The organism is Pseudomonas saudiphocaensis, from assembly GCF_000756775.1.
GTDB lineage: Bacteria > Pseudomonadota > Gammaproteobacteria > Pseudomonadales > Pseudomonadaceae > Stutzerimonas > Stutzerimonas saudiphocaensis.
Genome location: NZ_CCSF01000001.1, coordinates 1,898,433 through 1,911,431 on the forward strand (window position 1 = coordinate 1,898,433; position 12,999 = coordinate 1,911,431).

A 12,999-nucleotide genomic window follows, 5' to 3' on the forward strand; every position below is an offset into this window, starting at 1 on the left:
GTTAGTCCTTTGTCACCCGGTTGACTTCTTCCAGGCTCGTCACGCCCTGCATGGCCTTGATCAGCGCCGAAGTCCGCAGGTCGTTAAAGCCGTCCTTGCGCATCTGGGTGGAAATATCGATTGAGTTACCGTCTTCCATGATAAGCCGGGCCAGTGCAGGCGTGTTTTTAACCACTTCATAAATACCGACACGCCCTTTGTAACCACCTGTACAGTTTTCACAGCCTACCGGCCCGTACAGTTTGAAAGTCCCGATTTTTTCTTCCGGGAATCCTTCATGCAGCAGCGCCTCGCGCGGCAGCTCGACCTCTTTCTTGCAACTGCTGCACAGCTTGCGTGCCAGACGTTGAGCAATGATCAGGTTCACCGAGGTGGCAATATTGAAGGCTGCCACACCCATGTTGCGCAGACGCGTCAGGGTTTCCGCGGCGCTGTTGGTGTGCAGCGTCGACATCACCATATGGCCGGTCTGCGCGGCCTTGATGGCAATCTCCGCAGTTTCCAGGTCACGAATCTCGCCGACCATGATGATGTCCGGATCCTGACGCAGAAAGGCGCGCAGCGCCTGCGCAAAGTCCATCCCCTGGCGCGGATTGACGTTGACCTGGTTGATGCCCTCCAGGTTGATCTCTACCGGGTCTTCCGCCGTGGAGATATTCACATCCGGCGTGTTGAGGATATTCAGCCCCGTATAAAGGGAAACCGTCTTGCCCGAGCCGGTTGGCCCCGTCACCAGAATCATCCCTTGCGGCTGCTTCAGCGCATCCATATAGAGCTTTTTCTGCGACTCTTCATAACCCAACGCATCGATGCCCATCTGCGCACTGGAAGGGTCGAGAATCCGCATCACGATCTTCTCGCCCCACAGGGTCGGCAGGGTGTTAACCCGAAAGTCGATGGCCTTGTTCTTCGACAGCTTCATCTTGATCCGGCCATCCTGCGGCTTGCGCCGCTCGGAAATATCCAATCCGGCCATCACTTTCAGGCGCGCCGAAATCCGTGGCGCCAGCTGGATCGGCGGCCGCGCCACCTCATGCAACACCCCGTCGGTACGCAGGCGCACCCGAAAGGTTTTCTCGTAGGGTTCGAAATGCAGGTCGGATGAGCCGCCACGTATGGCATCCAGCAGCATCTTGTTGACGAAGCGCACCACTGGCGCATCGTCGGCAGCCTCGCCAGCGTCATCGGCTTTGCCGTCATCGCTGACCGTCTCGACATCCAGACCATCCAGATCGATGTCGCCCATGTCTTCCAGACCGGTAGCGCCACCCTCGAAGAACTTGTCCAGCGCCACGCCCAGCTTGTCGTCTTCTACCAGAATGCCTTCGGTGGTCAGCCCAGTGCTGAACTGGATATCACTGATTGCCTGCTGATTACTCGGGTCTGATATCGCTACATATAGTTTGTTGCCACGTTTAACCAATGGCAGCGCCCGATGCTGGCGCGCCAGCTTTTCGCTGACGATCTCCCTGGGCTGAACCTCCTTATCCAGCGCAGCCAGGTCGAACAGCACCACGCCAAACTGCTCGGAGGCCAGCTCCGCGACCGCACGTCCCTTGGCCAACTTGTTCTGTACTACATAGGTGACCAGTGATGTCTGACTACGCAGCGCCTGCACCTGCGCCTGTTGGGCCGTCCGTTCATCCATCACTCCGGCTTGCACCATCTGCCGGGCTAGGCCGGATAGGGAAATAGTGTCGCTCATGGCTGCCTCGCTTGGTTCCGAGCTCGCCTTATAGCGCAGTTGCCAAGCCGTGCAAACATGCGCCACAACAAGTGACGAAACAGGTCACTTAATGCCGCCATGAATGGGCACATGTTCGCGAATGCATATAGATGGAAGGCTCTAGCACCACCTACATAGGCATTTCCGTCCATGGCTGGCCGTCTGAAAGTAGCCACCCGGCCTCAGGGAATTGAGCCACGTCACAGTTCCTCCGCATTGGCGCCGCGATCGCAAAAGCTGGCATGCAAGCTGCTCTATCTCTCGCAGGCGGTTGCCTGACACTTCCAAGGAGAAACACAAATGAAAGCGCAAATGCAGAAGGGCTTTACCCTTATTGAATTGATGATCGTTGTGGCGATCATCGGGATTTTGGCGGCTATTGCGTTGCCTGCTTATCAGGATTACACCAAGCGCGCCAAAATGTCCGAAGCGATAGCATTTATCGCAGCAGCAAAAACCGGTGTTACTGAAGCTTATGCAGACCTTAACACCTTGACCGGTATTAACACTGCTAAAGCAGGATTGAGCGCCACAACCACATCTCAATATGTGGCCAGTCTCGCTGTGAATGACGGTGTGATCACTGCAACGGTTAAAGGCATTGACACCAGCTGTAACTCTGCTTCGCCGGCGTTGACACTAACCCCAACCATAAACGCGACTACTGGCAGCCTTGAATGGGCCGGAAGCTCGCACACTAACTGCACCAAGTTTGTACCAGCCAACTTCCGTAGCTAATCGGCAGAGAAGCGAGCTACCGCTCAGCTGAAAGGCCGTAAACCCCGCCCCTCATCGGCGGGGTTTTTTGTTTTTTTCTGGCCATGCCGCCCAACACATCGGCATATACGCCAACACTAGCGACCAGCACTCTTTCTAAACACGGTAGAGTCCTATCGTTAGGATGGTTAGCCAAAGGCGTAATCCGTCGTATGCCACGAGGACGGACCGCCTGTGAGGGCGATTTGCGCTGATTGACATTTTATGATGCTAATGTCTTGCGACGGACTAAGCCTCCGGCTAATACGCCCTACGAACTAGCTCGCTTGCTGACTTAATATATTTTTATTTGGATATTATTTCGTTACGGATGAAAGCATTCACTCCGGCAGCGGTAATTTATTTACTGCTCACTGTGTTAGTCGCCGTCTTTTGCCTGTCTGCCATACAAATTTGGCACCCTGGATATCAGTGGCACGACCAGCAGCGCATCTATCAATTACTGCTGCTATGCACCTGCGCGCCGTTAGCAGCGCTACTGCGCCAGGCAACGTTGCCCCGTCCCGTCCTGGTGCTTTTGTCTGGCTTGCTTGTTTTGGGCCTCTGCTCCTCCGCACTGGCTGCACTGCCTGATTGGGCACTTAAGGAGTGGAGCCGCTATACCGGACTGCTTCTGCTGGCGTTGCTTATCAGCAGCTTGAAAACACGCCCAACCTGGCAAAGTCTCATACTCTGGGCCATGGCCGCTGTCGGCTTTATTCATGCGTTTCAGTTTCTCGTTGCCTACTTGACGGCCTTTATCTCCGGCATACGGATGCTCGATGCCGACATTCTGTTCAGCGGCTTTTCCAACCCGCGCTTTTTCGGCCAGTTCCAAGTCATGCTGATTCCCGTGATGACGCTGCTGGTGGAGCGCTGCCGTCAACAGCAGCGTTTGGCGCTCGTGACACTGCTGACACTGGCTCTCATCACTCAATGGTGCATCGCCTTTACGCTCGGCGGTCGCGGACTGTGGCTGGGGCTGCTAACCAGCCATCTTGCGCTGATTCTGATCAACCGAAAGCTATTGCGCGTCCTGGCGTTACAGGCAGTTGCCGCATTGTCGGGCCTTCTGCTATTTGGGCTGCTGTTCAAGCTGATCCCGCTCTGGCTGGGTCTGGATCCCGTACTGCGTGACAATTTGCGCACCAGTCTTTCAGGCCGTGAACAGATCTGGCAATGGGCTTGGGAAATGGCTTTGGCCAACCCCTGGCTGGGCGCCGGCCCCATGCACTACTCGGCAACCTATAACCCAATCGCCGCCCATCCTCATCAGGTCATCCTGCAATGGCTGGCTGAGTGGGGCTTTGCTGCAACCCTTATTGCCCTCGCGCTGGGCGCCTGGGGACTGTTGCACGGCGCCCGCTATTTACGCCAAGCATCCGCCAACGAACTGGACGCCGGACTATGGGGGGCAATTGCCGGCGCACTTGTACTGGCGCAGGTTGATGGCGTTTTTGTCATGCCGTATACGGAAACCTGGCTGGCCCTGCTAATTGGCCTGGCTATGGCCCGCTGGAACTCTCCCACCCCAGCAAAAGCTGCCCAACGTATCGCGCTCGGCATCCTTGCCGTACCGGTTGTGCTAGTGCTGGGCCAAGTGCTGGTAATAGAAGTCCCGACACTTCCGCAAGTTCAAGAAGCATATATAGAAGAGCACCATACAGGCTGGACGCCTCGCTTTTGGTCCCAAGGATGGATACCAATGGAAACGCCGTAGATGCTGGAAAACACTATAGGCGGATGAATCTGCGCGGCTACCACCGCTTTCAAATCTTCGACTCAAGCCTCAGCAAGCCCTGGTCTTCGCGCCAGCTGACTCGCCCGAGAAAGCTCATACCCAGTAGTGCTTCGGTAGGGGATGAGCCCTCCACGACCACCGCCTCTACGCCCATAACATTGATGGCGCCGACCTTGACGCTGTTGAGGTGCACCCGCCAGGCCTTGGCCGTACCGCTGGCGGTGCCGACCACGACTTGTTTGCCGTTGACGCGATAGTCGATGCCCAGGCGACGCGCCTGGTTTTCGTTGATCGCCACCGAGGTTGCGCCCGTATCGACGAGAAACTGCACCGGGTGGCCATTGATCGAGCCGGCGACCCAGTAGTGACCGCCCTGCCCCTTGGCGATGCTCAGTTGCTTGCCTTCAGGCTCGGCATATCCGCCGCTCAGCTCGCGGCTGAGGGGATAGTGACGCTCGACACCTTCTACACGCAGCACCGCTCCAGCGGAGTCAGCGCTGACCACCTGGACCCCGCCCGGCCCTGTTTGCCCAACACGTACCAGTTTGCGCTGACCATCTACATTGAGCACGGCGGCTCCGGGAAACAAGCCTACCACCTGCACTCGCGGTGAGGCGGCAGCATAAGCGGCGACCAGCAATAGCGTGATAAGCAACAGGGGGATGGAGCGCATCAGGCAACTTCCTTGCAGACGGATGGCGACTAGTGCCGGTCAGTTAAACGATCAAACGCATGATCTTCAGACGGCACACATTTTGTGTAGGAGCGAGCCATGCTCGCGAATCAGGCGCTGCCTCTGTGCAAGCCATTCACGGGCACGGCCCGTCCCCAAAAGCAGTCAGTTGAAAGCTGACCGGCATTCTTCCACGGGCGAGGCAATGGTTACGGCGACCCGCCGCACAGAGTCGTAGGGTGGATCACGCTTCATCGATCCACAGGCTGGCGATCCACCGAGCGGGGGCTTGGTGGATATAAAAGCGATATCCACCCTACAAAGCCAAGTCCGTTGTTTCCTCAGCCGACCAGCCACACCACCAGATGCACCAGACCACAGGCAGCAAAACCGGCAAGGATATCGTCGAGCATGATGCCGAGGCCGCCAGTGACATTGCGGTCTACCCAGCTGAGCGGCCAGGGCTTGACGATATCCAGCACGCGGAACACCAGGAAGCCCAGCAGCAGCCACGGCCAGCCGGCAGGCACCAGCCAGAAGGTGATCCAGATACCTGCAAACTCGTCCCAGACGATGCCTTCGTGGTCGTGCACTCCCAAATCTTGCGCAACCTTGCCGCACAGCCAGATACCAAACAGCATGCTTGCGACAATCACCAACCCATAGGCCCAGCCGGGCAGCGTCTGCCACAGCGGCACGAAGGCCAGCGCCAGCAGCGAGCCCCAGGTGCCCGGCGCTTTTGGCAGGGTGCCGGAGCCGAAACCAAACGCCAGGTTGTGCCAAGGATTGCGCCATACCGACAATGGCATCGGCTGGCTGGATTGCAGGGAATCAGTCAAACCGGCTGCCCTCCGAGTGGTGCTGGCTGTTACAAGCGGAGATATGAGGTGGCCACTGCAAGAGCGGTCGGGCGGCGTTCCGCTTCGGTGACGAATTTCGCGGAGAGCTCAGATCTAAAAGCCGCTCCCGCGAAAGCGGGGCTGCTTCACCAACACGTAACGGGAACATAGCTCTCCAAATGGCCACTCAGGGGCTGAAATGGTTGTAACCCTGTTTGCCCACGACCGAAGTATTGCCGTCGGCGTCCAGCAGGCGAACACCTTCACCAGGCTCAACAGCGCCAATTACCTGCACCGGCCAGCCAGCGGCTTGCAAACCTTGTAGTTCATCTGCAGGCAAAGTGAATGCGAGCACATAATCATCGCCGCCGGTCAGGCCGCACTGCAGCGCGGCCTCCGGCCCCAACAACTCGGTCAACGCCTCCGACAACGGCACCTGCTGCTGTTGGATGCACAGCTGCACACCCGATGCCGCGGCGATATGCCCGCAGTCGGCCAACAGACCATCGGAAATATCCAGCGCCGACGTAGCCTTGCCACGCAAGGCCTGACCAAAGGCCAACTGCGGCTGTGGCGACCAATAGCGGTCAAGCAGCTGCGCGGCCTCCGCAGTTCCACATTCACGCTCACCCAGGACCAGCGGCAATGCGCCGGCCGCATCACCGAGCATCCCGCCAACACAAAGCAGGTCTCCGGCCCTGGCACCGCTGCGCAGCAACGCCTGCCCCGCCGGTACACGACCGAATACCGTCACGGTGATACTCAGCGGGCCACGGGTGGTATCGCCGCCGATCAGGCGCATCTCGCAGCGGGCCGCCATTGCATCGAGGCCCCGTGCAAAGCCCTCCAGCCACCCAGGTTCGGCTGCGGGAAGGGACAGAGCCAGGGTAAAGCCGATGGGGGTGGCGCCCATGGCCGCCAGGTCGCTGGTGGACACCGCCAGCGCGCGCTGGCCGAGCAGATAAGGGTCGCAGGGATCGGGGAAGTGCACACCGGCCACAAGGGTGTCGGTGGAAACCACCAACTGCTCACCCGCCGGAACCGCAAGCACTGCGCAGTCATCGCCGATGCCCAACAGCACATCGCCGCCGACCCTGGCACAAGCGGCGGCGGCGAAGTAATGGCGGATCAGCTCGAACTCACCCATCGGGGCGGAATCAGCCCTTGCGGGCGCGGACTTCAGCGCTGCGCAGGCTGGGCGCCAGCTTGTCCAGCACGCCGTTGACGAACTTGTGTCCGTCGGTGGCGCCGAATACCTTGGCCAGCTCGATGCCTTCGTTGATCACCACACGATAGGGCACATCGATCCGCTGCATCAGCTCGAATGTGGACAGGCGCAGGATCGCCAGCTCCACCGGGTCGAGTTCCTCCAGCGGGCGGTCGAGGTGGGGCACGATAGCGCCGTCGATCTCGGTCTTGGCACGGGCCACGCCAGTCAGCAGTTCGTGGAAGTAGTTGCCATCGACACCGGAGAAATCATTGTCGACGCGAAACTGCGCCTCGATCTCGTTCAGGCTCTGGCCTGCCATGTGCCACTGATACAGGGCCTGCATCGCCAGGCTACGCGCGACGCGGCGCGTAGCGATCTTGCCCTTGGCCTTCGGCTGGGGCTCCTGGCTTTCGTCGCGATTAAGGCTCACTTGGCCTCCAGCTGCGCCAGCAGGCTCACCATTTCAAGTGCGGACAGTGCGGCCTCGGCACCCTTGTTGCCGGCCTTGGTGCCGGAACGCTCGATGGCCTGCTCGATGGAATCGACGGTCAGCACGCCAAAGGCGACCGGCACGCCGAACTCCATGGAGACCTGGGCCAGGCCCTTGGTGCATTCGCCGGCGACGTATTCGAAGTGCGGGGTGCCGCCACGAATGACCGCACCCAGGGCGATGATGGCGTCGTACTCACCCTGCTGGGCGACCTTCTGTGCCACCAGCGGAATCTCGAAGGCGCCTGGCGCGCGGATGATGATGATGTCGTCTTCGCTCACACCGTGGCGAACCAGCGCGTCGATGGCGCCACTCACCAGGCTTTCGACGACGAAGCTGTTGAAGCGGCCGACTACCAGCGCGAACTTCCCTTGCGGGGCGATGAAGGTACCTTCGATGGTCTTCAGGGTCATGGAACAGGTCTCGTATAAACGTTAAAGAGCTTGGGCAAGCCTCACACAGGCTTGCCAAAAATTCTGTAGCTCGAGCAAGGTAGCGCGGTCGTCTTACTCAGCGGGCAGGTATTCTACAACTTCCAAGTCAAACCCGGATATCGCGTTGAACTTCATCGGCGAACTCATCAGGCGCATCTTGCGCACGCCGAGGTCGCGCAGAATCTGCGAGCCGGCACCCACGGTGCTGTAGATCGCTGGTGTCGGCGGCACCTGGCGGTTGAGCTGGGCCAGCAACTGCGGGCCGGTGAGCGGGTTGCCCAGCAGCAGCACCACGCCGCTGCCAGCCTTGGCCACCTCGCCCATCGCCGCGCGCAGGCTCCAGCGCCCCGGCACGTTGACCATCAGCAGATCACGCAGCGGCTCCATGTTGTGCACGCGCACCAGTGTCGGCACCTCAGGCCCGATCTCGCCCATGGTCAGAGCCATGTGCACGGTGTCCTCGACGCCGTCGCGGTAGGTGACCAGGTTGAACTGACCCAGCTCCGTATCCAGCGGCTGCTCGGACACACGCTCGATGGTGCGCTCGTGGATCATGCGGTAGTGGATCAGATCGGCGATGGTGCCGATCTTGATGCCGTGCTCTTGGGCGAAGACTTCCAGCTCCGGACGACGAGCCATGCTGCCGTCGTCATTCATGATCTCGCAGATCACGCCGCTGGCATCGAAGCCGGCCATGCGCGCCAGATCGCACGCCGCCTCGGTGTGACCGGCGCGGGCCAGCACGCCGCCGGGCTGGGCCATCAGCGGGAAGATATGGCCGGGACTGACGATATCTTCTGCCTTGGCATTTTTCGCCGCGGCGGCCTGCACCGTACGCGCGCGGTCGGCGGCGGAGATACCGGTGGTGACGCCTTCTGCCGCCTCGATGGAAACGGTGAACTTGGTGCCGAAGCCGGAGCCATTGTGCGCCGCCATCAGTGGCAGCTGCAGGCGCTCGCAGCGCTCCTTGCTCATGGGCATGCAGATGAGGCCACGGGCGAAGCGCGCCATGAAGTTGATGTGCTCGGGCTGGCAGCATTCGGCGGCCATGATCAGGTCGCCCTCGTTTTCGCGGTCCTCGTCATCCATGAGGATGACCATCTTGCCGGCGCGGATGTCTTCGAGCAGTTCGTCTACGGTATTGAGTGCCATCGTCGCCTTTCCTTAATTCTTCAGGTAGCCGTGTTCGGCCAGAAAACCTTCGCTGATGCCGCCGGCGGTGGGCTCGGCCGCCTTGTCGCCCTGCAGCAGGCGTTCCAGGTAGCGGGCCAGCAGATCCACCTCGAGATTCACCTGCCGCCCAGGCCGGTAGTCGGCCATGATGGTTTCACTCAGGGTGTGCGGCACTATGGTCAGTTCGAATTCGGCCCCATTGACGGCGTTTACCGTCAGGCTGGTGCCATCGACGGTGATCGAGCCCTTGAAGGCGATGTACTTGGCCAGCTCGCGCGGGGCGCGAATGCGAAACTGCACCGCGCGGGCATTCTCCTCACGAGAGACGATCTCGCCGACACCGTCCACATGCCCGCTGACCAGATGCCCGCCGAGGCGGCTGGTGGGGGTCAGGGCCTTTTCCAGGTTGACCTTGCTGCCGGCCTTGAGATCGATAAAGGCGGTACGCGCCAGGGTTTCGCGGCTGACATCGGCCCAGAAGCCGTTACCCGGCAACTCCACCGCGGTCAGGCAGACCCCGTTGACGGCAATGCTGTCGCCCAGTTTGACGTCGCCCAGGTCGAGCTTGCCGGTCTCGACCAACACCCGAACGTCGCCACCTTTGGGCGTGATCGCGCGAATGGTGCCGATGGCTTCGATTATTCCAGTGAACATGACGAACTCCTGTTTTGAAAAAACAGGGCGTTGCAGATCGAAAGGGACGCAGCGCACACCAGAACGGCGCACGCGGAATATCCCGCTCTCTCTCATCCGGACTATACCGTCGGCCCCGGGATCACACCGGGTCTGCTGACCTTGCAAGCATAACTGGCAAGCGCTCGCGGGCTAGGCCAAGGCCATTACCGCCGGTGGGGAATCGCACCCCGCCCTGAGAACGTTGGGCCGGTCACGGCCCGGCGCAGTTTTTACCACAAACGCGCGCGATTTGCAGCGAGCGCGCCAGCCTGCAGTGGCTATGACGATCAAAGACGCCCTCTATCAGGCACTGCAAGCGGCAAATCAAATTCTTTGCACGGATAGAAACTACCGCTTCGCTTGCCGGTCCATTGCCTGCGCAATTGCTGCTTGCTTCAGGGGAGCGGACCTAGCCGTAACCGGCGGCGGCCGCACTCCACAGAGCAGGACACAGTCGTCTCTATCAGCCGTCTCAAGAGGGAACTTGTATGTCGGAAGTCACCACTCCGCTGGTCAATGCTGCCGGAGTACTCAGGACCTCAGCACAACCGACGACGGAGACCCTGCAAGCTCCTGGGGAGCATGTCGAAGCGGTTCTTGACAGCCTATTGCCGACCAGCGATGCGGATTGGTCCGGGCTGTCAATGGACGAGACGATCACACGCCTCGCTGCGGAAATCGACCAAAACGGCTTTGCCATTCTGGAAAATTACCTCTCCCCGGAGATGCTGGAACAAGGTCGGACCTTTATCAGCCAGCAGACCCAGCAACATAACGGCGAGTACTTTGCGATACATGGCATCGAGGCATTGAGCGGCAGCCTCCCGGCAAGCCTGGCGCTCAGCACGCCATTGCGCGAGATGCTCAGCGAACTCTACAAAACGCAGACAGGCCGTGCGCCTTCGGCGGAAGAACAGGTGTTCCCGGTCATTCGCTGCCTGCAGGGCAAGAGCGGCCTCAAGCAGTCGCACTTCTATCATTTCGACGCCACGGCAGTGACCGCCCTGCTACCGCTGTACATCCCTACCGAAGGGGAACACTGCGGCGATCTGATCATCTTTCCCAACCTGCGCCCGGTGCGTTTCAACGCCCTGTTCAATGTCATCGAGAAGGCAGTGCTGCACAACAGCTTCAGCCAGAAGATGGTTGCGCTGGCGGTCAAGCGCGGATGGTTGAAGCCGATCCGGCTCAAACTCGAGCCGGGCAATCTGTACCTGTTCTGGGGCTACCGCAGCCTGCACGCCAATGATGAGTGCGACCCGGCACTACTGCGGGCTACCGCCCTGTTTCACTTCGGCAACCCCCACCACGACAGCTGGCTGGCACGTCTGATACTCGGCACCAACAAACGCCGGGCCAAGCTGGATCACAACGGGTTGCGACCGGTCAACTGATCTAGCAGGCCGTTGAAAAACGTAGGCGAGGCAGGCAAGACAAGGCAAAAAAGGCCGAAAAAGCGCAGTTTACGAGTTGTAAATGAGCACTTTGAGGCCGTTTTAACGCGGTATTGCCAACGCAGGTAGTTTTTCACAGCCTGCTAGACCCTTGTTGGCTCACGCTCGAGGCCTTGTGCAAGGGCCGCCCCGGCCCGATGTACTCAACCAGCCGGACGCGCCAGAATCCGCCAGTCATCGCCGAAGGCGCGAATGTCCTCGATCTTCAGTTCGCGCGCCTCGCTCATGCGATCCAGCGGCAGGTCGAGCAGCGGCCTTGCCGAGGAGCCAAGGAACTTGGCCGCGACGAAAATCTGATATTCATCGACCAGCCCCAGCGCCGCAAAGGCACCAACCAGACGCGGTCCGGCTTCGAGCAGCACTTCGTTGGCGCCGCGCTCGGCCAGTGTGCGTAGCAATGCAGGCAGATCGACGCGCCCCTCGGCAGTGGCCAGCGTCAGCAGCTCATGCCCCGCCGCCCGATAGGACTCGGCAGCCTCCGATGTAGAAGCCACCAGCGCCGGGCCGGCCTGGAAGAAAGGCGCATCCAGCGGAACCCGCTGACGGCCATCCACCAGCACCCGCAGCGGCGGACGCTTAACAGCCAGTTCGGCCTGCTCAGGATCGAGGCCCAACTCAGCAGCCCGCACGGTCAGCCGCGCGCCATCCATCAGCACCGTATCGGCGCCACTCAGCACCAGGCTGGAGCGCGCCCGCAAACGCTGCACTTCGCTGCGCGCCGCTGGCCCGGTGATCCACTGGCTTTCGCCGCTGGCCATGGCGGTTCGGCCATCCAGGCTCATCGCCAGCTTCGCGCGCACATAAGGCAGCCCGGTTTCCATGCGTTTGACGAAGCCTATGTTCAGCTCTCGCGCTTCGCTTTCCAGCACTCCGCTGGCCACTTCGATACCGACGCTGCGCAGGCGCTCCAACCCACGGCCTGCCACCAATGGATTGGGGTCGCGCATGGCCGCCACCACCCGTGCTACCCCCGCCGTAACCAGGGCTTCGGCGCAAGGCGGCGTGCGGCCGTAATGGCTGCATGGCTCCAGGGTCACGTAGGCAGTGGCGCCGCGTGCGCGGTCTCCAGCCTGGCGCAGTGCGTGGACTTCTGCATGGGGCTCGCCAGCGCGCTGATGCCAACCCTCGCCGAGTAATTGGCCGTCACGCACGATGACGCAGCCGACCCGCGGATTGGGATGGGTGGAATACAGCCCCTGGCGCGCCAGTCGCAGCGCGTGGGCCATCCAGGCGTGATCGGCGGCGCTCATTCGTGCTTCGCGGGTTCGCGGGACAGCCGCTCGATTTCCTCGCGGAACTCGTTCAGATCCTGAAAGCGGCGGTAAACCGAGGCAAAGCGGATATAGGCGATCTCGTCGAGTTTCTGCAGCTCGCCCATCACCAGTTCGCCCACGACAAGGGATTTAACCTCGCGCTCGCCAGTGGCACGCAGGCGGTGCTTGATATGGGCGATGGCCGCTTCCAGACGCTCGACACTGACCGGGCGCTTTTCCAGCGCCCGCTGCATGCCGGCACGCAGCTTGTCCTCGTCGAAAGGTTGGCGGCTGCCGTCCTGCTTGATCAGCCTCGGCATCACCAGTTCGGCGGTTTCGAAAGTGGTGAAACGCTCGCCACAGGCCAGACATTCGCGGCGACGACGGACCTGGTCGCCCTCGGCAGCCAGGCGCGAATCGATGACTTTGGTGTCATGTGCAACGCAGAAGGGACAATGCATGAGTTGGGCTGGTCAGACGTATGAAGAGGGCCATGGTAGCGCATCCGACCGGCAAGACAAGCTGGCGGGTTTGCTGCTATACAGGCGCCCGGTCATGACCTTGAGGAGCCGTTT

General features: G+C 60.6%; 13 protein-coding genes and 1 riboswitch. Of the genes, 3 read left to right on the forward strand and 10 right to left on the reverse strand.

Features of this window, described 5'->3' with window-relative positions; all coding sequences use genetic code 11:
* Nucleotide 1 precedes the first annotated feature (1 nt).
* Nucleotides 2–1,705 carry a type IV-A pilus assembly ATPase PilB gene (pilB, locus tag BN1079_RS08830; RefSeq protein WP_037023749.1) on the reverse strand — a complete coding sequence of 568 codons (1,704 nt, stop codon included), beginning with the start codon at nt 1,703–1,705 and terminating at the stop codon, nt 2–4.
* Between the two features lie 321 nt (nt 1,706–2,026).
* Between pilB and BN1079_RS08835 the strand changes: the two genes are divergently transcribed.
* Together BN1079_RS08835 and BN1079_RS08840 are read left to right on the forward strand one after the other, a co-directional pair.
* Nucleotides 2,027–2,464, forward strand: a complete 438-nt coding sequence (locus tag BN1079_RS08835; protein WP_037023750.1) for a pilin — start codon at nt 2,027–2,029, stop codon at nt 2,462–2,464.
* Between the two features lie 349 nt (nt 2,465–2,813).
* On the forward strand, nt 2,814–4,202 hold the full coding sequence (locus tag BN1079_RS08840; RefSeq protein WP_037023751.1) for an O-antigen ligase family protein: 1,389 nt from the start codon (nt 2,814–2,816) through the stop codon (nt 4,200–4,202).
* A 49-nt stretch (nt 4,203–4,251) separates the two neighbouring features.
* Here the strand turns inward: BN1079_RS08840 and BN1079_RS08845 are convergent, their stop codons facing one another.
* The 7 genes from BN1079_RS08845 to BN1079_RS08875 form a co-directional block, all read right to left on the reverse strand.
* Complete coding sequence (locus BN1079_RS08845) at nt 4,252–4,896, reverse strand: retropepsin-like aspartic protease family protein (protein ID WP_037023752.1); 645 nt, start codon at nt 4,894–4,896, stop codon at nt 4,252–4,254.
* Between the two features lie 341 nt (nt 4,897–5,237).
* Nucleotides 5,238–5,705, reverse strand: coding sequence for a phosphatidylglycerophosphatase A family protein (locus BN1079_RS08850; protein WP_139053075.1), 468 nt, complete (start codon nt 5,703–5,705; stop codon nt 5,238–5,240).
* 217 nt (nt 5,706–5,922) lie between these two features.
* Nucleotides 5,923–6,882, reverse strand: a complete 960-nt coding sequence (gene thiL, locus BN1079_RS08855) for a thiamine-phosphate kinase (RefSeq protein WP_037023754.1) — start codon at nt 6,880–6,882, stop codon at nt 5,923–5,925.
* Between the two features lie 10 nt (nt 6,883–6,892).
* On the reverse strand, nt 6,893–7,375 hold the full coding sequence (nusB, locus tag BN1079_RS08860) for a transcription antitermination factor NusB (RefSeq protein WP_037023755.1): 483 nt from the start codon (nt 7,373–7,375) through the stop codon (nt 6,893–6,895).
* Complete coding sequence (ribH, locus tag BN1079_RS08865; protein ID WP_037023756.1) at nt 7,372–7,848, reverse strand: 6,7-dimethyl-8-ribityllumazine synthase; 477 nt, start codon at nt 7,846–7,848, stop codon at nt 7,372–7,374. The genes nusB and ribH overlap by 4 nt, the downstream gene beginning before the upstream one ends.
* 93 nt (nt 7,849–7,941) lie before the next feature.
* Nucleotides 7,942–9,021: a bifunctional 3,4-dihydroxy-2-butanone-4-phosphate synthase/GTP cyclohydrolase II gene (gene ribBA, locus BN1079_RS08870; RefSeq protein WP_037023758.1), complete on the reverse strand. Its 1,080-nt coding sequence runs from the start codon at nt 9,019–9,021 to the stop codon at nt 7,942–7,944.
* Nucleotides 9,022–9,033: 12 nt separating this feature from the next.
* On the reverse strand, nt 9,034–9,696 hold the full coding sequence (locus BN1079_RS08875) for a riboflavin synthase (RefSeq protein ID WP_037023760.1): 663 nt from the start codon (nt 9,694–9,696) through the stop codon (nt 9,034–9,036).
* An 80-nt stretch (nt 9,697–9,776) separates the two neighbouring features.
* A riboswitch (FMN riboswitch) is annotated at nt 9,777–9,922 on the reverse strand.
* Nucleotides 9,923–10,205: 283 nt separating this feature from the next.
* Here BN1079_RS08875 and BN1079_RS08880 point away from each other — a divergent pair.
* Nucleotides 10,206–11,111 carry a hypothetical protein gene (locus BN1079_RS08880; RefSeq protein WP_331709044.1) on the forward strand — a complete coding sequence of 302 codons (906 nt, stop codon included), beginning with the start codon at nt 10,206–10,208 and terminating at the stop codon, nt 11,109–11,111.
* 203 nt (nt 11,112–11,314) lie between these two features.
* On the opposite strand, the gene ribD is transcribed toward BN1079_RS08880, so the two are convergent.
* Nucleotides 11,315–12,421: a bifunctional diaminohydroxyphosphoribosylaminopyrimidine deaminase/5-amino-6-(5-phosphoribosylamino)uracil reductase RibD gene (gene ribD, locus BN1079_RS08885; RefSeq protein WP_037023761.1), complete on the reverse strand. Its 1,107-nt coding sequence runs from the start codon at nt 12,419–12,421 to the stop codon at nt 11,315–11,317.
* A complete protein-coding gene (gene nrdR, locus BN1079_RS08890) occupies nt 12,418–12,885 on the reverse strand; it encodes a transcriptional regulator NrdR (protein WP_037023762.1) in 468 nt (155 codons plus the stop codon). The genes ribD and nrdR overlap by 4 nt, the downstream gene beginning before the upstream one ends.
* Between the last annotated feature and the right edge of the window lie 114 nt (nt 12,886–12,999).

Coding starts and splice junctions, on each gene's coding strand:
- pilB (WP_037023749.1), bottom strand. CDS start 1,705: ATGAGCGACACTATTTCCCTATCCGGCCTAGCCCGGCAGATGGTGCAA.
- BN1079_RS08835 (WP_037023750.1), top strand. CDS start 2,027: ATGAAAGCGCAAATGCAGAAGGGCTTTACCCTTATTGAATTGATGATC.
- BN1079_RS08840 (WP_037023751.1), top strand. CDS start 2,814: ATGAAAGCATTCACTCCGGCAGCGGTAATTTATTTACTGCTCACTGTG.
- BN1079_RS08845 (WP_037023752.1), bottom strand. CDS start 4,896: ATGCGCTCCATCCCCCTGTTGCTTATCACGCTATTGCTGGTCGCCGCT.
- BN1079_RS08850 (WP_139053075.1), bottom strand. CDS start 5,705: ATGCCATTGTCGGTATGGCGCAATCCTTGGCACAACCTGGCGTTTGGT.
- thiL (WP_037023754.1), bottom strand. CDS start 6,882: ATGGGTGAGTTCGAGCTGATCCGCCATTACTTCGCCGCCGCCGCTTGT.
- ribH (WP_037023756.1), bottom strand. CDS start 7,848: ATGACCCTGAAGACCATCGAAGGTACCTTCATCGCCCCGCAAGGGAAG.
- ribBA (WP_037023758.1), bottom strand. CDS start 9,021: ATGGCACTCAATACCGTAGACGAACTGCTCGAAGACATCCGCGCCGGC.
- BN1079_RS08875 (WP_037023760.1), bottom strand. CDS start 9,696: ATGTTCACTGGAATAATCGAAGCCATCGGCACCATTCGCGCGATCACG.
- BN1079_RS08880 (WP_331709044.1), top strand. CDS start 10,206: ATGTCGGAAGTCACCACTCCGCTGGTCAATGCTGCCGGAGTACTCAGG.
- ribD (WP_037023761.1), bottom strand. CDS start 12,421: ATGAGCGCCGCCGATCACGCCTGGATGGCCCACGCGCTGCGACTGGCG.
- nrdR (WP_037023762.1), bottom strand. CDS start 12,885: ATGCATTGTCCCTTCTGCGTTGCACATGACACCAAAGTCATCGATTCG.